Origin of the sequence: Delftia sp. HK171 (assembly GCF_001886655.1) — a bacterium.
GTDB classification, from domain to species: Bacteria; Pseudomonadota; Gammaproteobacteria; order Burkholderiales; family Burkholderiaceae_C; genus Comamonas; species Comamonas acidovorans.
In genome coordinates this window covers 961,338-978,948 of sequence record NZ_CP018101.1, presented here as the reverse complement: position 1 = coordinate 978,948, position 17,611 = coordinate 961,338, and the positions used below count along the sequence as shown (strand labels likewise).

The window sequence follows — 17,611 nt, the reverse complement described above, 5'->3', positions numbered from 1 at the left end:
CCGTGAACGTTCGGCGAACCGAGGCATCATAGTGGGGTGTTTCACCGCCCCGTGCCGATGCACGGGCCCGGCCCCTTGGTTCTTACCTGCCCATGCGCCCATCACGCCTGAAGACACGTATCGCCGTCGGCCTGCAGTTGCTGGCGGCCTCTCTCACCATCGCAACGCATGCCCCCGCACAGGCCCAGTTGCGCCTGCCCACGCTGGGCGACGGCGCGGCCACGACGACCAGCGACGAGCGGCGCCTGGGTGACCGCATCATCCGCTCGCTGTACCGCGATCCGGACTACATCGACGATGCGGTACTGCAGGAATATGTGGAAGGCATCTGGCAGCATCTGGTCGATGCGGCACGCACGCGTGGCGAGCTGTCGGATGAGCTGGAAGAGCGCTTTGCCTGGGAAATCCTGCTGGGGCGGGACCGATCGGTCAACGCCTTTGCGCTGCCCGGCGGCTATCTGGGGGTGCACCTGGGCCTGATCGGCGTGGTGAGCACACGCGACGAGCTCGCATCGGTGCTGGCACACGAGCTGAGCCACGTCACGCAGCGCCATATTGCGCGACTCATTGCCCAGCAGGGCAAGCAGACGCCGCTGATGATCGGCTCGATGATTCTGGGCGCCCTGGCCGCCAGCCGCAGCCCCGATGCCGCCATGGCCATGATGATGGGCGGCCAGGCGCTGGCCGTGCAGAACCAGTTGAATTTTTCGCGCGACATGGAGCGCGAGGCCGACCGCATGGGCTACGGGCTGATGGCGCCGGCAGGTTTCGCGCCGCAGGGCTTTGTGACCATGTTCGACAAGCTGCAGCAGGCCAACCGCCTGAATGACAACGGCAGCTGGCCCTATCTGCGCAGCCATCCGCTGACCACGGAACGCATGGCCGACATGCATTCGCGCCTGCCGCGTGGCGTTGCGCCTGCGCCAGCACCATCCCTGGAACACGTGATGATGGCCGCACGGGCCCGCGTGCTGTCGCGCCCCGGCGTGGATGTGCTGCGCCAGTGGGCCGAGCAGCCGCGCTCCACCAGCTTTGGCAGCCAAACCCAAACCCAGCAGGTGGCGCAGCTATATGCCGCCACGCTGAGCGCCGTGCAATTGCGCGATTGGGCCGAGGCGCGGGAAATGTCCGGGCGCCTTCAAGTGGCAACCGCCGCAGATGCCAGTGCCCAGCGGCAGGCCAAGCTGCTGCAGGCCGAACTGGAGCTGACGGCCGGCAAGCCCGGTGCCGCGTTGCAGGCGTTGCCACCGCTCTACCTGCCGGCAGCTGCGCCTGCCCAAGCTAATCCCACGGAATCCATCCCCGCCAAGACAACGGAGAGCGGCCCCAGCCTGGCCACCGTCAATGTGGTCGAAAACCGCGCCGTGCGCAGGCCGGAATTGCTGATGCGCACACAGATCCTGCTGCGCGAGCAAGGCGCCGCCAGCATGGCGGGCCCGCTGCAGACCTGGGTGACGGACCACCCGCGTGATGCCAGCGCCTGGCAGTTGCTGGCCCAGGTGCAGCGCGCCCAGGGCCAGGAGTTGCGCGCGCTGCGCGCCGAGGCCGAGGCCCAGGTCGCGCACTACGACTACGCGGCGGCAGTCGACCGTTTCAAGGCCGCGCAGGACCTGGCCCGCAAGGGCGGGCCCAAGGTGGATTTCATTGAAGCCTCCATCGTGGACACGCGGCTGCGTGCCGTGGAGGAGCTGCTAAGGGAACAGGCGCGCGAGAAGTGATTCGATGGCCAGGCCCAGCAGCGAGTAGATGAGCGCGCCTAGCATGGCCGCCCAGAAGCCCGCGACGTGAAAGCCGCTGAGCAGGCCTGAGGCTGCCCAGAACATCAGTCCGTTGACCACGAAGAGAAACAGCCCGACCGTCACGATGGTCACGGGCAGCGTCAGCACCACGAGGATGGGGCGCAGCACCGCATTGAGCAGGCCGATGACCAGCGCCGCGATCATGGCCGAGCTGAAGCTGTTGACCTGCACGCCACCATAAAGATAGGCCACGACCAGCAGGGCACCGGCGCTGAGCAGCCATTTGATCAGGATTTTCATGCGGGCAGCATAGCAGCAGCCGGCAGATCCGGGTTGAGGCGGCGCACTGGAAACCGTGTACCGGAGAGCCCCATGAAAAACGGCATCCCGTTTTTCGGGATGCCGCCCTGAAAGTGATCGCCTGACCAGAGCGGCCAGGCAGACGCCAGCCTTTAGATCATCGCTTCCTCGAACACCAAGCCCATCAGCGCGCCGATGGCCGCCAGCGTTCCCGGAAGATTCCAGCGCCGGCCCAGCGGGGCGGCAGGCGCCACGGCGGGAGCCGTAGCTTCCTGCTTGGGGCGGCGTGCATCGACGATCTGGGCCGTGCCGTGCTCCTGCTGGAGCTGGGCCACCAGTTCGGCCAGCGGGCCCTTGGCCAGCACCGGCGTGATCCTGCCAGCGCTGTCACCGAACACCGGCAGCAATTGGGCGAACAGCTTGTCCGCCCACTTGCCGCGCCAGCTTTCGCGCGCGCTGTGGCTCACCCATTTGCTGACCCGGTGGGTAATGCGCGGTGCGCAGGCCACCAGCAGCCAGTGCGAGGCCTGGGCCTGCGGCGAGGCGGCCAGGGCCTGTACCAGAGGCAGAGCGTAGGAAGCGTCATCCACGTAGACGATGATGGGGTTCAAAGCAAGTCCTTGTCGAACTGGGTTTGCGGGAGAGGGGGAGGCAGGCGGCCGAGGCCGCCCTTGCCATGGATTGTCGCGAATCGGCGCGGGCGGCCCATCGGGCCAACCCGGCGCCCACCTCAACTTTTCAGCGGATCAGGCTCCGTGGGCACCGGCCTTGGGAGCAGGACGGCGCGAAGCGATGTACTTGCCCAGTGCCAGCACCAGCAGGGCTCCGAACACGCTGGCACCGTACTTGAGCATGTCGGTCTGGGGCAGCTTGACCATCCAGTCCCACTTCTCCGTATTGGCGAAGACGGGGTCGGTGACCAGCATGCCGCCGGCAATCCAGCCCAGCAGCATGCCGCCGGCCACGATGATGATGGGGAAGCGCTCCATCAGCTTGATCACGAGCTGCGAGCCCCAGACGATGATGGGGATGGAGATCAACAGGCCCAGCACGACCAGCAGCATCTGGTGCTCGCCCGAGCTCTGGGCAGCGCCGGCGATGGCGATCACGTTGTCCACGCTCATCACCAGGTCGGCAACGATGATGGTCTTGATGGCGGCCAGCAGCTTATCGCTGCCCTGGATGTTGTCGTGGCCGTCTTCATCAGGGGCAATCAGCTTGATGCCGATCCACACCAGCAGCAGTGCGCCGACGAACTTCAGGAAGGGCAGCGCCAGCAATGTCATCGCGAAGGCGATCAGGATGACGCGCAGGATGATGGCACCCGCCGTGCCCCAGATGATGCCCTTCTTGCGTTGCTCGGGCGGCAGCTTGCGGCAGGCCAGCGCGATCACGACCGCGTTGTCGCCGCCCAGCAGGATGTCGATGATGATGATTTGGCCCAGGGCCACCCAGAACGGGGCGTGAGTCAGAAAGTCCAAGTCCATAAGGTCCTCGCTGTTGAGTAAGGCCGGCGAGAACTCCTCCCTCCTGGAGAAACACCCACCGGCACAGAAAGACCGATGCAACGCCGCAGCGCCTACCCGGGCAAGGACATGCCTGGCTCAGGGGAGAACACATTGATCGACCGTCATCAGGTCCATCAAAGGTCTTGCTCGGCTGCGGTATGCACCGCAACCCGGAAGGCCGGAAGCTTGCGCTTCGTATTGACGACCATTCCGATGCCGGCACGGTGGCTTTGCAAAAACCACCCACGCCGGCAGAGAGCTACTCCCCTTCGAACCTGTGGATTGCAACACAAAGCCGCCACGGCACGCAAGTGAAAAAACCCTTCATTTCCACGGGAAGCACAAGTCGCGCATCCCCCAGACCATTCATCTGCCTACCTCAAATGCTTCACTATCCATAGCAACCCTTGAACCAACGGAGTGTTGCAGCCGTGCCCGACCGTGCGCGGGCAGGCGTCTTATCATCGCTGTCCCTTCCCCCTGACCGTCCATGACCGCACTGCACATCACCGACATCGAAGCCGCCATCAACTACTGGCGTGAGCGCCATCCGTCCCCGGACGGCGTGCTGCTGCAGCCCGAAGTACGAGCCCTGGCCGAGGTGTACGCGCTGATGATCTTCTGGCATGAGAGCGAAGTACAGGTTGAGGGCTTTCCCTCGCACGCCATGGCGGCCTGGCTGGCCTGGTACGACACCACGCCCGATACGCCCTGCATCGCCATCTGCTCCACCAGCCAGGGCGACGAAAGATGCAAGGGCTGCGGCCGCAGCTTTGACGAAGTGCAGCTGTGGACCGCGATGGAGCCGGCACAAAAGCGGATGGTCTGGCGCAGGATCACGGCAGAGGGCGACTCCTGGCGTTTCACCCGCTATGCAGAACGTGCGGCCGAGCGCACGGACACATCGCGTGACTCTGGCTGATTGCTGGTTGATTGCCAGCTGATCTGCCGGATACCGCACCGGACCAGTGCGATGTTCCAGACGGCCTAACATCGGCCGCCATGCTGCAGACCGCCGCTTACCGCCCCAGCCACCTCCGCCTTTGCTTGCGCCTCACGGCACGTGATGCGGGCGAGACGCGCGTGCCGGCCGGCAAGGCCTGGCCCGCCACAGCCACGCGCCTGCGCGAGCGTGATGCGGCACGGCTGAACATCGGCCCCCGACAGGCCGCACGGTCTTGATGCGCTGCCCTGCGCGGAACCGGGCAGCGTCGCTTCACTGAATCCGCTCTTCTTGCGCCGCCTTCATCCCTGGGCTGAAGGCGGTTGGATTTTCACGCGTCTGCCCGGCCTCAAGGCCAGCCGACGGCCAGCCGACGAAGCGAGCCCTGCCGTGACCTGTCTAGCCCTTGCCCCAGCCGGGCCCTCTTTTGCCGACACCTCTTTTTCCACGCTCTTGCGCCATCTGAGCGATACCGTGGCGCAGCGCGCCCTGCCCCGCTGCGCGCCACGCCACGTCACCGAGCTGCGCATCGACGTGATGCAGCCGCTGGTGGAGGGCGAGCTCGAAGCCATTCACGAGCGCCTGTACCAGCCCGGCAACAAGCTCCATGGCCTGGAGCGCCGCCCGTTGCACGACCCGCAGTTCCAGCTGCACTGGCGTGAAGCCGACGGCGAATGGTTTGCCTACGTGGAAGACATGGAGCGGCGCTGCCTGGCCGGCTACACGGTGTTCAATCGCCTGGTCGAGGTGGACAAGCGCACCGACCGCCGCGTGCGCTCGCCGCATTCGCGCTTTGCTCCGGACTACCAGCGGCGCGGCATTGCCAGCACCGTGTATCGCAGCGTGCTGGACAAAGGCACCTGCCTGGTCAGCGGCGCACGCCAGTCGCCGGGCGCCCACGGCCTGTGGAACCATCTGGCGCGAAGCTATGACGGCCGATATGTGGGCATTGCGGACAGCAAGTCGCTCATCCATCTGGGCCGCAATGTGCCGGACGATGTCATGGACCGCCTGTCCACGCGCCGCATGCTGCTGGGCGCGGGCTGGACCGTGGAGTCCTTCGCCCAGGCCGTCCGGATGCAGTTGCCGGGTTGAAACGTGGACTTGAGCGGGAGCCCGTTTACTTCCAGCGCAGCGGCTCGATGAAGACCGTGCCCAGGTTGCTGCTGAGCGTCAGCGCGCCTTCCTGGATGGTGGCCTGCAGCTGCATGCTGCGCTCGGCCAGTTCCGCCAGGGATTGGGATGTTTCGGAGGGAATGCGCCAGACCTGCAGCTTGCTCAGCCGCGCCAGCTTGCCCTCCAGGCCCTTCCACCAGACCTCGGCCGCATGGTGGAAGGCGTAGAGCACCACCGCATCGGATTTGTTGCAGGCCTTGGCGATGGGCTTTTCTTCGGGCTGGCCGACCTCGATCCACAGGCGCTTGGCGCCCGTGAAGTCGGTCAGCGAGACATCGGGGTCTTCGGGATCGGACAGGCCTGCACCAAACGCCAGCGTGCCGTCGCCCTTGCACATGTCATTGAGCTGGTGTGCGTTGAGGGCCAGGGCCACCAGGCGCACCATCATGCGTTCGTCCGTCTCGCTGGGATGGCGCGCCAGGGTCAGCGCATGGTCGGCGTAGTAGCCGTGGTCGATGTCGGCGATGGACAGGTTCGCCTTGAAGATGGTGGATTTGAGGGCCATGAGAAAATCAGGGACAGCGCATGGCCTTCAGGAGGACAGATGCGCAGGAATATGGAGGGAGGAGGAGGCAGTCGGCTTGCGTGGCTTGAAGGCCAGCGCCTTCTTTTCAACAAGGTGCCAGGACAGCATCGCCAATAGGCCAGCCCCCACAAGACTGCAGGCCAGCGCCGCACCAAAACCGATCCGGCCTGAAAAGTACCAGACCACTGTCTGTTGAACGGGAAAGGCGTAAATGTACAGGCCGTAAGACAAATCACCAAAGCGACCAGCTTGTCGCAGCAGGGGTGTGCTGGCGGAGCCCAGCATCACCGCGAGCACGGCCATTGCCAGCAAAGGCGCTTGCAGCACCAGGATCAGAGGTCCTTTGGCATGCAGCAGCACGCAGCCAGCCAGCAATAAGGCAAGGGCCAGCATCCGCCGGGAGATCCAGAGATGGCGCCAGCATGCCAGCGTGGCGCCGAGCGAGAACACCATCGCATACTGCAGCGCGAACGACCATTCAGGCATGGGCTCACCGGGAGCGATGCTGTAGCGCCGCCATAGTGCCACCATCAATGCCACAAAGATCAAGGGTGCGGTATGACGCCAACGCAGCAGGCCCAGAGCGCCCGCCGCGGCCAGCGCCACATAGCAGCTGACCTCCAGAGGAATGGTCCACAGCGGGCCGTTGACTGCTGTGCGCAGCACATTCGTCTCAAATACGCCAGGCAGCTCATATCGCGTCTGCAGCCAGAGATTGCTGAAATAGCTCCAGGTCAGCGGATGCGCGAAATACGCATCCAAGGACAGCAAACTCACCAGCGGCCCCAGTGCCAGCGCACACAAGGCCACGGCAGCAGTCAAGCCCGGCCAAATGCGCAACACCCTGCGCATCGCGAATCGGCCCAGGTGTGGATCTGCCAGCCAGGACAGCATCACCAGATAGCCGCTGATGGCAAAAAAACGACAACGCCGACTGCTCCGGGCTCGTCGTAAAGCAGCTTCGGGATAGGCCGCCCAAGGACCGCGAACTGGTGGCTCCAAATGACCAGCAGGGCTGCCAGCAGCCTGAATGCATCGAAATTGTTGGAGCGCAGGGCAGTTTCGGACCCTGGGATCACCTGCATCAACTCAGACGCGGCGGGCCAGCTCGGCCGCCTTGCCCACATAGGAGGCAGGCGTCATGGCCAGCAGGCGATCCTTGTCGGCCTGGGGGATTTCCAGGCCGTTGATCAGGCGGTGCAGGTCTTCGGCCTGCACGGTCTTGCCGCGCGTGACTTCCTTGAGCTTTTCGTAGGCGCCCTGCACGCCGTAGCGGCGCATGACGGTCTGGATGGGCTCGGCCAGGACTTCCCAGGCGTGATCCAGGTCTTCCTGCAGGCGCTCTTCGTTGAGTTCGAGCTTGTTCAGGCCCGTCATCAGCGAGCTGTAGGCCAGCGTGGCATAGCCCATGGCCACGCCGATGTTGCGCAGCACGGTGGAGTCGGTCAGGTCGCGCTGCCAGCGCGAGATGGGCAGCTTTTCGGCCAGGTGCTTGAGCAGGGCGTTGGCCAGGCCCAGGTTGCCTTCGGCATTCTCGAAGTCGATGGGGTTGACCTTGTGCGGCATGGTGGACGAGCCGATCTCGCCGGCCTTCAGGCGCTGCTTGAAGTAGCCCAGGGATACATAGCCCCAGACATCGCGCGAGAAGTCGATGAGGATGGTGTTGGCGCGCGCGATGGCGTCGAACAGCTCGGCCATGTAGTCATGCGGCTCGATCTGGATCGAGTAGGGCTGGAAGCTCAGGCCCAGGCCCTGGGGCTCGGGCGACTCGATCACCTTCTTGCTGAAGGCTTCCCAGTCGAACTCGGGCCAGGCCGACAGATGGGCGTTGTAGTTGCCGACGGCGCCATTCATCTTGGCCAGGAGCTTGACCTCGGCGATGCGGGCAGAGGCCTTTTCCAGGCGCACCAGCACGTTGGCGATTTCCTTGCCCACGGTGGTGGGGCTGGCGGTCTGGCCGTGCGTGCGGCTGAGCATGGGAACGGCCGCGTAGGCGTGGGCCATCTCGCGCAGCTTGGCGGTGATGCCCGTCAAGGCCGGCAGCAGCACGCTGTCACGACCGGCGCGCAGTTGCAGCGCATGGCTGGTGTTGTTGATGTCTTCGCTGGTGCAGGCGAAATGCACGAATTCGGCGGCCTTGAGCAGTTCGGGACGGCCGTCGAACTTGCCCTTGATCCAGTACTCCACGGCCTTGACGTCGTGGTTGGTGGTCTTTTCGATGTCCTTGATGGCCACGGCATCGGCCTCGGAGAAGTTCTTCACCAGATCCTGCAGATAGACGCGGGCGCCTTCGGTCAGGGGCTTGAACTCGGCAAAGCCGGCGTCCGACAGGGCGATGAACCAGGTCACCTCCACCTGCACGCGGCGGTGCATGTATCCCATCTCGCTCATGATCGGGCGCAGAGGAGACAGTTTGGCGGCGTAGCGGCCGTCGAGCGGGGACAGGGCGGAGATGTGCGGCAGATTCATGGGCCGTGATTGTAGGTGCGCGCGGCAAAAACGGGGGCTGTAGGGGGAGATCGCCGGGCAGCGCATAGAATCGGCTGCCCGCCCATGGGCCGCCTCTTCGCCACGGAAAACAGCCATGAAACTGATAGGTTCCTCCACCAGCGCCTACGTACGCAAGGTACGCGTCGTACTGGCCGAGAAAAGGCTCGACTATCAGTTCGTCGAGGAAAACCCCTGGAGCCGCGAGCTGTCGCCGGGCACCGGCAACCCGCTGGGCAAGGTGCCGCGCCTGGTCATGGACGGCAGCGATGCCATGTTCGACTCGCGCGTGATCGTCGAATATCTGGACACACTTTCCCCGGTAGGCAAGCTGATCCCCGGCACAGGCCGCGAGCGTGCCGAGATCAAGACCTGGGAAGCCCTGGCCGATGGCGTGCTGGACGCCGGAGCGCTGGCCCGCCTCGAAGCCACCTGGGATGGCCGCAGCGAAGAGCAGCGTTGCCAGGCCTGGATAGACCGCCAGCTGGCCAAGGTGCGCGCCGCACTGAACGTAATGTCCCAGGGCCTGGGCGACAAGCCCTATTGCTGCGGCATCCACTTCACCCTGGCCGACGTGTGCGTGGGCTGTGCCCTGGGCTGGCTGGACTTTCGCTTTCCCGAACTGGACTGGCGCGCCGACCACCCCAATCTGGCCACCTTGCAGGCCAAGCTGGCGGAACGCGCCAGCTTTGCGGCCACACGCCCGCCCCAGCCCTGAAAACGGGTCACCCCCGCAACGACAACTGCAGTTGCAGCGGCAACAAAAAAGGCCACCCGATGGGTGGCCTTTTTGCTGGCATAAAAAAGTTGCGAAGCATCCCGAAACGAATAAAGAGAGGGAGGGAGGAGAAGCGCTTCGGGCGGAACAGTTCAGGACTGTGGCCCCAGAGGCTTCGCAACGTGAAATTCGGTCTGGATACCCTCTCTCGTCAACCTGTCCAATAGATGAGCTACTTTTGCAGAAGTTCCAGGGGTCGGGGGCGGGAAAAATGTAACATTTTGACGAGGAGCGTCATTCTGCTGTAGGCCGTGTTCGATGGATGCTGACGGGAGGGCGTCGGCCAGGGCCGACCACCTTCCCTCCCCGCATCCTCACACCAGAGCGGCCCCCGTGAAAACCGCTTCCCACAGGGCCTTGACCGGCGCACTGAGCGGCTCGGCCTGGCCCGGCACCAATTGGGCCGTCCGCTCGTCCAGCCGCGCCACGTGCTGCAGGCGGCGCAGTTCACGGTAGGCCCGGGCGGCCTGCTGGCCCACGCCTGCAGGCAGCAGGCCCGCCTCTTCCGCACGCTGCAGCAGCGCGATGTTGCCCAGATTGGCCATCAGCCCCGGATGCAGGGCCGATTGCGAGAGAACCAGGTACTGGACGGCGAACTCCACATCGACCATGCCGCCGGGGCTGTGCTTGACGTCGAAGAGGCCGCCGCGCACCGGATGCGCAGTGCGAACGCGTTCGCGCATGGCCACGATCTCGTCGCGCAGGGCCGCAGCGTCGCGCGGTGCGGTGATCACGGCCTCGCGCACGGCGTCGAAGCGGGCCTGCAGATCGTCGCTGCCCAGCACGAAGCGCGCCCGCGTCATGGCCTGGTGCTCCCAGGTCCATGCCGTGTTGCTGCCGCGCTGCTGCTGGTAGTTGGCATAGGAGGCAAAGCTGGTCACCAGCAGGCCGGAGTTCCCATTGGGGCGCAGCGCAGTGTCGATCTCGAACAGATCGCCCTCGCCCGTCTTGACGGCCAGCCAGTTGATGAGCTTGCGCACAAAGGCGGCATAGATCTCGGAGGCGTGCTCGTCGTCGTCATCGAAGACGAAGACGATGTCCAGGTCGCTGCCGTAGCCCAGTTCCTTGCCGCCGAGCTTGCCGTAGCCAATGATGGCGAACTGCGGCGACTCGCGGTGGCGGTTCTTGAGCCGGCTCCAGCACCAGCTGGCCGTCACGCGCAGCACGCAGTCGGCCAGCGCACTGAGGTCGTCCGCCACCTGCTCGACCGTGATGCGGCCCTCGATATCACGCGCCAGCGTGCGAAAGACCTCGGCATGGTGGGCGCGGCGCAGCAAGTTCAGCAGGGTTTCGTCGTCGTCCTCGCCCGTGGTCTGCAGCGCGGCCAGGCGCAGGGCCAGCTCATGCTCGAAATCCATGGGAGAGAAGCGCTCGCCCAGCATGGCGTCGTTGGCCAGCTCGTCGATCACGCCCGGGTGCTGCTGCAGATAGCGCGCGGGCCAGCGCGCCGCGCCCAGCAGGTCCAGCAGCCGCTCGTGCACGGCAGGGCGCTCCAGCAGCAGGGCCAGATAGCTTTCGCGGCGCAGCAGCGGCTCCAGCCAGTTCAGAAAGCGCACTGCGGCGTCTTCGGGCACGCTGCGCTCGGCCACCCATTGCGCCGTGCGCTGTACAAGGCGGAACAGCCGGCTGCGCGCCTCGTCGCGCAGGTTGGCGATGCGGGCGTTGCCGCGCCAGTCGGCCACGTGGGCGGCCAGGGCGGGCGGCAACTGCTCCATGAGTCCATCGATCTCGCGCGGCGTTCCTCCCTGGGCAGGGCTGCGGGCGCCGTTGCAGCGGCCCGCGCTGCATTGCGGCGGGGCCGAGCCGCCGAGCAGGGTGTCGAACTCCTCGGCCACCTTTTCGCGGTGGGCGTCGAACTGGTGCAGGAAGGCGCAGGTATCGGCAAAGCCCATGGTGCGCGCAATCCATTCGAGGTCGTCATCGCGCGTGGGCAGCACATGGGTCTGCTGGTCGTCCAGGTACTGGATGCGGTGCTCGACACGGCGCAAAAAGGTATAGGCCGCGCCCAGGGCGTCGGCCACTTCCTGGCTCATGAGGCCGGCGCGCGCCAGGCGCCCCAGCGCCTCCAGCGTGGGGCGGCAGCGCAGCTCGGGGAACTGGCCGCCACGCACCACCTGCAGCAATTGCACGGTGAATTCGATCTCGCGGATACCGCCGCGCGAGAGCTTGACGTCATTGGAGCGGCCGGGATGGCCCGCGCTGCGCCGCGCCGCATGCTCGCGGATCTGGCGGTGCAGCGAACGCAGCGCATCGAAGACCGCGTAATCCAGATAGCGGCGAAAGACGAAGGGCAGGACCACGGCGCGCAGCGCCTGCACCTGCGTGGAGCGCACGCTGTCCATGGGCGCCACCACCCGGCTCTTGAGCCAGGCGAAGCGCTCCCACTCGCGGCCATGGGTCTGCAGATACTCTTCCAGCGAGGCCAGCGAGACAGCCGACGGCCCCGAGTTGCCGTTGGGCCGCAGCGCCAAGTCCACGCGGAACACGAATCCGTGCTCGGTGGTGTCGCCGATCAGGCCATAGATGCCTTTGACAACGCGTGCGAAGTACTCATGGTTGGAGAGAACGCCGCGCCCGTCAGGCAGGCCGGCCGTGTCGCCGTCCTGCTCGTAGACGTAGATCAGGTCGATGTCGCTGGAGACATTGAGCTCGCGCGCGCCCAGCTTGCCCATGCCGATGATCCACAGCTGCACGGGCCGGCCCTCGGGGCCTTGCGGTGCGCCATGGCGCGCATCGAGTTCGGCGCGCACCTGGATGCAGGCGCGCTCCAGCGCCAGCTCGGCCAGCTCGGTCACGGCCCGCGTGACCACGGCCAGCGGCGCCTGCTGCTCGCAGTCGAGCACCATGGTGCGCTCCATGACCAGCTGGCGCAGCACGCGCAGCGCGGCCGACAGGTCCAGCCCGCGCTCCAGCAGCGCCGCCAGGGCCTGCTCCATGGAGGCGCGCTCGGGCGGGCCCGGCGGCAACAGGCTCAACTCGTCGCCATAGCGACGATGCAGCCGTTGGTGGAAACGGGAATAGGCGGCCTGTGCGGGGACATTCAAGGCCGTGTCTGCCATTGCGTGCTCTGAGGATTGCATACGGAACGCGAAAGAAGCGGCCACTCACGCGCAGAGGGATCGCAGCAACCCTTGGTTACCGTCCGGCCCCTGAGGGTGCCGGTCATAATTCCCGTCATAGCTGATGCCGCCGATGATCGAACCGAAACCGCACCCCACACGCCTGACCCGTTGGATGGCCGGCCTTGCGCGGTGGTCACTGGGGCTGGTCCTGGCCTTCTGGCTGGTCCTGGGCTCCGTGTGGGGGGTGCTCCATGGCTGGATTGTGCCGCGAATCGGCGAATGGCGTCCTCAGCTGGAATCCCTGGCCTCACGCACGCTGGGCCTACCCGTGCGCATAGGCAGCATCACGGCCCGCAGCGAGGGACTGGTCCCCCGGTTCGAGCTGGGCGACGTGGTGGTCGAAGACCCAGAACACTCCGCGGACGCCCTGCGCCTGCCCAGCGTGGTGGTGGCCGTTTCGGCCCGCTCGCTGATGCGCCTGGGCGTGGAGCAGATCTATATCGACCGCCCCGAACTCGTGGTCCGCCGCGCGGCCGATGGCCGTGTCTTCGTGGCCGGCATCGAGATCAGCCCTTCATCGGGCGGGGACAATGCCGCCGCCGACTGGCTGTTTTCCCAGACCGAGCTGGCCCTGCGCGGCGGCAGCCTGCTGTGGGTGGACGAACTGCGCCAGGCACCGCCGCTGGCCTTGCGCGATGTGGACCTGGTGCTGCGCAACAAGGGCTGGAGCCACGGAATGCGCCTGGATGCCACGCCGCCCGAAGGCTGGGGCGAGCGCTTCATGCTCGCCGGCCTGTTCCGCGAGCCGCTGCTGTCCACGCACGAAGGCAACTGGCAGCGCTGGAGCGGACAGGCCCATGCGATGTTCACGCAGATCGACCTGTCCCGGCTCGGGCAGTACATGGATACGTCCGACCTGCGCCTGCAGCAGGGCCGGGGCGCACTGCGCGCCTGGATCGACCTGCGCCAGGGCCAGCCCGTGGGTGCCATGGCCGATGTGGCGGTGAATGCCCTGCAACTGCAGTGGCGCGAAAACCTGGAGCCGCTGCAACTGCAGGCGCTGACGGGCCGGCTGAGCGTGCAGCACCAGGACGGCTGGCGCTTCGCCGCGCAGAACCTGGAGTTCTCCACGGGTGACGGCCTGCACTGGCCTGCCGGCAACCTGCGCGCGCGCTACAACCCTGCGGGCGCCAGCACTCAGGGGACGCTGGGTGAGCAGGGCGAGTTCCAGGCCGATGGCATTGACCTGGCCATCCTCGCCCAGCTGGGCCAACGCCTGCCGCTGCCCGAGCAGCTGCAGCGCCATCTGGCCGATATGGCCCCGACCGGCCAGCTGCGCCAGTTCCAGGGAAGCTGGCGCGGCCCGCTGCAGGCTGTGCAGCAGTACAAGGCCAGCGGCGAGCTGCAGCAGCTGTCGATCGACGGCGTGGCATCGTCCGAAGGCCCCACTAAGCCGGGCATGCCCGGCATCAAGGGCCTGAACGCGCGCTTCTCGCTGGACCAGGACGGCGGACAGGCCCAGCTGGAGATGGAGGGCACGGGGCAGCAGCCGGCTGCGCTGTCCTTTCCTGGCGTCTTCGAGGAACCCGAGATCCCGCTGCACCGCCTGCAGGCCAGCCTGCGCTGGCAGTTGCGCGGACAGGCCATCAGCGTGCAGGTGCCCAACCTGCGCTTTGCCAACGATGACACCGAGGGCGAGGCCCGTGCGCAATGGCACACCGGCGACGGCAGCGACAAGCACCCGCGCTTTCCGGGCGTGCTGGACCTGCAGGGCCAGTTGCGCAACGCAGACGGCACGCGCGTGCACCGCTACCTGCCGCTGGAAATCCCCGCCGATGCGCGCCACTACGTGCGAGAGGCCATCCACGCCGGGCGCGCAAGCACGGTGAACTTCAAGGTGCGCGGCCACCTGGACCACGTGCCGGCCGAAAAGCCCAGCCAGGGCGAGTTCCATATCGCTGCCAAGCTGCATGACGTGCACTATGAATATGTGCCGCCCCATCTGCTCACGCATGGCGAGGCGCCCTGGCCGGCCCTGGTGGATCTGTCGGGCGAGCTGGTCTTCGACCGCTCGTCGATGGCCGTGCGCAATGCACGCGGCGAGTTCGCGGGCTACCCGCAGCTGCAGATGCGCGACATCCAGGCCAGCATTCCCAACCTGGGCCACACCGAGGTGGCCGTGACCGCCAAGGGCCAGGGCCCGCTGGCCGACATGCTGGGCGTGGTCAAGACCTCGGCCCTGTCGGCGCTGACCGGGCACGTGCTGGACGGGAGCGAGGCCACGGGCGCCGCGCAACTGGCCCTGCAGCTGCAATTGCCCATCGACCACCTGGACCGCAGCAAGGTGTCTGGACAGGTCACGCTGGCGGGCAACTCCCTGCAGCTCGATGATCAGACGCCCCATCTGAGCCAGCTGCGCGGGGCCGTCAAGTTCTCCGAAACCGGCTTCTCGCTGGCCGGCCTGCAGGCGCGCGCGCTGGGCGGTGAGCTGCGCGCCGATGGCGGCATGCAGGCGCTGGCGCGCAATGCGCCGGCCACCGAATCGTCCGTCAAGGTGCGCGTGCAGGGCACGGCCACGGCACAGGGGCTGCGCGAAGCCAGGGAACTGGGCTGGGTGGCCGACCTGGCCCGCCATGCCGAAGGCCAGTCGCCCTATTCCCTGCTGCTGAAGGTGCGGCGCGGAACACCCGAAATCCAGGTCCAGTCCAGCCTGCAAGGCATGCGCATCAACCTGCCCGCCCCGCTGGGCAAGGCGGCGGAGTCCATCCAGCCACTGAACGTGAGCCACCAGCTAGCACCCGCCAGCTTCACCTCTCCCGATGCCCCGCTGCGCGACCAGATCAGCGTGCAACTGGGCGATACGGGCTCGGTGTTCTATGAGCGCGACATCAGCGGCAAGCACAGCCGTGTGCTGCACGGCAGCATCCTCATCGGCCAGGAAGCGGGCACGGCTTCCACTTCGGGCCAGGGCGTGCAGGCCCATGTGCAGCTGCCTCTCTTCAATCTCGACGACTGGCTGGCACTGGCGCCGCAGTCCAGCGGCGCCAAGCCGGAGCCCGCCGATGCCGCGGACCCTGCGCGCGAATACCTCCCCGACCGGCTGACCCTGCGCGTCAAGCAGCTGCAGGCCAAGGGGCGGCAGCTGCACGACGTGGTGGCGGGCATCTCGCGCGATGGCGGCTCGTGGCACAGCAACCTCGCCTCCCAGGAGCTTGACGGCTACGTGGGCTTTCGCGAAGGCACGGATGCCCAGCCCGAAGGGCAGCTGGTGGCCCGGCTGTCACGCCTGACGGTGCCCGAGGCCAAATCCGACCGTGTGGACGCCCTGTTCAGCGAGGGGCCGCGCCAGCTGCCGGCCCTGCAGATCGTGGTGGACGACATGCACCTGTCAGGCCACGCCCTGGGCCGCCTGGAAGTGGAGGCCCGCAACCGCCCCGTTCCCGGCGATGCGGCGGCGCGCGAATGGCAGTTGTCGCGCTTCAACATCGCCACGCCCGAGGCCACGCTGACGGCCAGCGGCCAGTGGCGCCTGCCCCAGGGCCAGTCCGAACACCCGGGGCGCAGCCAGTTGCAGTTCCAGCTGGACCTGCGCGACGTGGGCAAGCTGCTCACGCGCTTTGACATGCCCGGCGTGGTGGGCAACGGCAAGGGCGTGCTGCAGGGCTCGGCGGGCTGGACGGGCTCGCCCATCACGCCCGACTTCCGCAGCCTCTCTGGCTCCATGCACCTGGATGTGCAGACCGGCCAGTTCCTCAAGGCCGAGCCGGGCCTGGCCAAGCTGCTGAGCGTGCTCAGCCTGCAGGCGCTGCCCCGCCGGCTGACCCTGGATTTCCGCGATGTATTCAGCAACGGCTTCGCCTTCGACTTCATGCGCGGCGACGTGCAGATCACCGACGGCGTGGCGCGCACCAACAACATGCAGATGAAAGGCGTCAACGCCGCCGTGCTGATGGAGGGCACGGCCGACCTGGTCCAGGAGACGCAGAATCTGCATGTGGTGGTGGTGCCCGAGATCAATGCCATGACGGCCTCCCTGGTGGCCACGGCCATCAACCCCGTGGTCGGCCTGGGCAGCTTCCTGGCGCAGGTGCTGCTGCGCGGCCCGCTGATCGCGGCGGCCACCAAGGAATTCCGCATCGACGGCAGCTGGGACGAGCCCCAGGTCACGGCCCTGCCGCGGCGCCGGGCCACGACACCTTCCGATCCTGCCGCCAACAGCCCCGCCAGCACGCCCTCCGGCGCCACCGAGCCCGCTTCTTCAGGAGAGAACCCATGAAAATCGCAGCCCTGCAAATGGTGTCGGAACCCGATGTGCGCGCCAACCTCGACCAGGCGCTGGCACTGCTGCGCCAGGCGCGCGACCAGGGGGCCGAACTCGCGGCCCTGCCCGAATATTTCTGCGCCATGGGCCTGCGCGACACCGACAAGCTGGCCTACCGCGAGAGCTTCGGCGCAGGCCCCATCCAGGACTTCCTGCGCCGCGCAGCACGCGAGCTGCAGCTGTGGATCGTGGGCGGCACCCTGCCCCTGGTGGCCGATGACGACGCCCACGTGCTCAACAGCTCCCTGGTGTTCTCGCCCGAGGGCGAATGCGTGGCGCGCTACGACAAGATCCACCTGTTCCACTACGACAACGGACGCGAGCGCTACACGGAAGCCGCCGTGGTCCAGGCGGGCCACACGCCCGTGACCTGCGACATCACCTCGCGCGAGGGCGAGACCTGGCGCCTGGGTCTGAGCGTGTGCTACGACCTGCGTTTTCCCGAGCTGTACCGCCGCCTTGCCGAGCAGGGCGCCGACCTGCTGCTGGTGCCCGCCGCCTTCACCCACATCACGGGGCTGGCGCACTGGGAAGTGCTGCTGCGCGCCCGCGCCATCGAAAACCAGGCCTACCTGCTGGCACCCGCCCAGGGCGGCCACCATGAAAACGGCCGCCGTACCTGGGGCCACAGCCTGCTGGCCGATCCCTGGGGCATGGTGCTGGCGCAGCAGGCCGAGGGCGCCGGCGTGGTGTTGGGCGAGATCACACGCGAGCGCCTGGCGCATGTGCGCCGCCAGCTGCCGGCCCTGGAGCACCGCGTCCTGTGAATCC

Annotated in this window: 14 protein-coding genes; 7 read left to right on the top strand and 7 right to left on the bottom strand. The window is 66.8% G+C overall.

Going from position 1 to position 17,611, the window contains the following annotated elements:
- The first annotated feature begins 92 nt into the window (after positions 1-92).
- Positions 93-1,718, top strand: coding sequence for a M48 family metalloprotease (locus tag BO996_RS04425; RefSeq protein ID WP_071954114.1), 1,626 nt, complete (start codon positions 93-95; stop codon positions 1,716-1,718).
- Here the strand turns inward: BO996_RS04425 and BO996_RS04420 are convergent.
- The 3 genes from BO996_RS04420 to BO996_RS04410 all read right to left on the bottom strand — a co-directional run bounded on the left by BO996_RS04420 (position 1,692) and on the right by BO996_RS04410 (position 3,526).
- The gene (locus tag BO996_RS04420) at positions 1,692-2,039 is read right to left on the bottom strand and encodes a phage holin family protein (RefSeq protein ID WP_012202791.1); all 348 of its coding nucleotides are present in this window, start codon (positions 2,037-2,039) and stop codon (positions 1,692-1,694) included. The two genes, BO996_RS04425 and BO996_RS04420, sit on opposite strands and share 27 nt — an antisense overlap.
- A gap of 152 nt (positions 2,040-2,191) precedes the next feature.
- Entirely contained in the window at positions 2,192-2,650 is a 459-nt protein-coding gene (locus BO996_RS04415; protein WP_013804594.1) for a hypothetical protein, read from the bottom strand.
- Positions 2,651-2,785: 135 nt separating this feature from the next.
- Positions 2,786-3,526, bottom strand: coding sequence for a TerC family protein (locus tag BO996_RS04410; RefSeq protein WP_012202789.1), 741 nt, complete (start codon positions 3,524-3,526; stop codon positions 2,786-2,788).
- Positions 3,527-4,037: 511 nt separating this feature from the next.
- Between BO996_RS04410 and BO996_RS04405 the strand changes: the two genes are divergently transcribed.
- The 3 genes from BO996_RS04405 to BO996_RS04395 all read left to right on the top strand — a co-directional run bounded on the left by BO996_RS04405 (position 4,038) and on the right by BO996_RS04395 (position 5,585).
- Positions 4,038-4,469 carry a DUF3717 domain-containing protein gene (locus BO996_RS04405; RefSeq protein WP_012202788.1) on the top strand — a complete coding sequence of 144 codons (432 nt, stop codon included), beginning with the start codon at positions 4,038-4,040 and terminating at the stop codon, positions 4,467-4,469.
- A gap of 125 nt (positions 4,470-4,594) precedes the next feature.
- Positions 4,595-4,729, top strand: coding sequence for a hypothetical protein (locus BO996_RS29920; protein WP_256974509.1), 135 nt, complete (start codon positions 4,595-4,597; stop codon positions 4,727-4,729).
- 151 nt (positions 4,730-4,880) lie between these two features.
- Positions 4,881-5,585: an N-acetyltransferase gene (locus tag BO996_RS04395; RefSeq protein WP_071954112.1), complete on the top strand. Its 705-nt coding sequence runs from the start codon at positions 4,881-4,883 to the stop codon at positions 5,583-5,585.
- 25 nt (positions 5,586-5,610) lie between these two features.
- Here the strand turns inward: BO996_RS04395 and BO996_RS04390 are convergent, their stop codons facing one another.
- From BO996_RS04390 to purB, 3 genes are all read right to left on the bottom strand, one after another.
- Complete coding sequence (locus BO996_RS04390; protein ID WP_071954111.1) at positions 5,611-6,171, bottom strand: YaeQ family protein; 561 nt, start codon at positions 6,169-6,171, stop codon at positions 5,611-5,613.
- 27 nt (positions 6,172-6,198) lie between these two features.
- The gene (locus tag BO996_RS04385) at positions 6,199-7,086 is read right to left on the bottom strand and encodes an acyltransferase family protein (protein WP_232240464.1); all 888 of its coding nucleotides are present in this window, start codon (positions 7,084-7,086) and stop codon (positions 6,199-6,201) included.
- A gap of 195 nt (positions 7,087-7,281) precedes the next feature.
- Positions 7,282-8,661: an adenylosuccinate lyase gene (purB, locus tag BO996_RS04380; protein ID WP_034389767.1), complete on the bottom strand. Its 1,380-nt coding sequence runs from the start codon at positions 8,659-8,661 to the stop codon at positions 7,282-7,284.
- Positions 8,662-8,776: 115 nt separating this feature from the next.
- Between purB and BO996_RS04375 the strand changes: the two genes are divergently transcribed.
- Entirely contained in the window at positions 8,777-9,397 is a 621-nt protein-coding gene (locus BO996_RS04375; protein ID WP_013804599.1) for a glutathione S-transferase family protein, read from the top strand.
- 374 nt (positions 9,398-9,771) lie between these two features.
- Here the strand turns inward: BO996_RS04375 and glnE are convergent, their stop codons facing one another.
- Entirely contained in the window at positions 9,772-12,516 is a 2,745-nt protein-coding gene (gene glnE / locus BO996_RS04370; RefSeq protein WP_065347259.1) for a bifunctional [glutamate--ammonia ligase]-adenylyl-L-tyrosine phosphorylase/[glutamate--ammonia-ligase] adenylyltransferase, read from the bottom strand.
- Between the two features lie 133 nt (positions 12,517-12,649).
- On the opposite strand from glnE, the gene BO996_RS04365 reads away from it, so the two are divergent.
- Together BO996_RS04365 and BO996_RS04360 are read left to right on the top strand one after the other, a co-directional pair.
- The gene (locus BO996_RS04365; RefSeq protein ID WP_071954110.1) at positions 12,650-16,795 is read left to right on the top strand and encodes a YhdP family protein; all 4,146 of its coding nucleotides are present in this window, start codon (positions 12,650-12,652) and stop codon (positions 16,793-16,795) included.
- Positions 16,792-17,607, top strand: coding sequence for a carbon-nitrogen hydrolase family protein (locus tag BO996_RS04360; RefSeq protein WP_071954109.1), 816 nt, complete (start codon positions 16,792-16,794; stop codon positions 17,605-17,607). Before BO996_RS04365 ends, BO996_RS04360 begins: the two co-directional genes overlap by 4 nt.
- The last annotated feature ends 4 nt before the right edge of the window (positions 17,608-17,611 follow it).

What these genes read in the sequence shown, in the direction of transcription:
- BO996_RS04390 (WP_071954111.1), bottom strand. Translation starts at nt 6,171, where the DNA reads ATGGCCCTCAAATCCACCATCTTCAAGGCGAACCTGTCCATCGCCGAC.
- glnE (WP_065347259.1), bottom strand. Translation starts at nt 12,516, where the DNA reads ATGGCAGACACGGCCTTGAATGTCCCCGCACAGGCCGCCTATTCCCGT.
- BO996_RS04360 (WP_071954109.1), top strand. Translation starts at nt 16,792, where the DNA reads ATGAAAATCGCAGCCCTGCAAATGGTGTCGGAACCCGATGTGCGCGCC.
- purB (WP_034389767.1), bottom strand. Translation starts at nt 8,661, where the DNA reads ATGAATCTGCCGCACATCTCCGCCCTGTCCCCGCTCGACGGCCGCTAC.
- BO996_RS04410 (WP_012202789.1), bottom strand. Translation starts at nt 3,526, where the DNA reads ATGGACTTGGACTTTCTGACTCACGCCCCGTTCTGGGTGGCCCTGGGC.
- BO996_RS04375 (WP_013804599.1), top strand. Translation starts at nt 8,777, where the DNA reads ATGAAACTGATAGGTTCCTCCACCAGCGCCTACGTACGCAAGGTACGC.
- BO996_RS04365 (WP_071954110.1), top strand. Translation starts at nt 12,650, where the DNA reads ATGATCGAACCGAAACCGCACCCCACACGCCTGACCCGTTGGATGGCC.
- BO996_RS04385 (WP_232240464.1), bottom strand. Translation starts at nt 7,086, where the DNA reads ATGCTGTCCTGGCTGGCAGATCCACACCTGGGCCGATTCGCGATGCGC.
- BO996_RS04425 (WP_071954114.1), top strand. Translation starts at nt 93, where the DNA reads ATGCGCCCATCACGCCTGAAGACACGTATCGCCGTCGGCCTGCAGTTG.
- BO996_RS04420 (WP_012202791.1), bottom strand. Translation starts at nt 2,039, where the DNA reads ATGAAAATCCTGATCAAATGGCTGCTCAGCGCCGGTGCCCTGCTGGTC.
- BO996_RS04405 (WP_012202788.1), top strand. Translation starts at nt 4,038, where the DNA reads ATGACCGCACTGCACATCACCGACATCGAAGCCGCCATCAACTACTGG.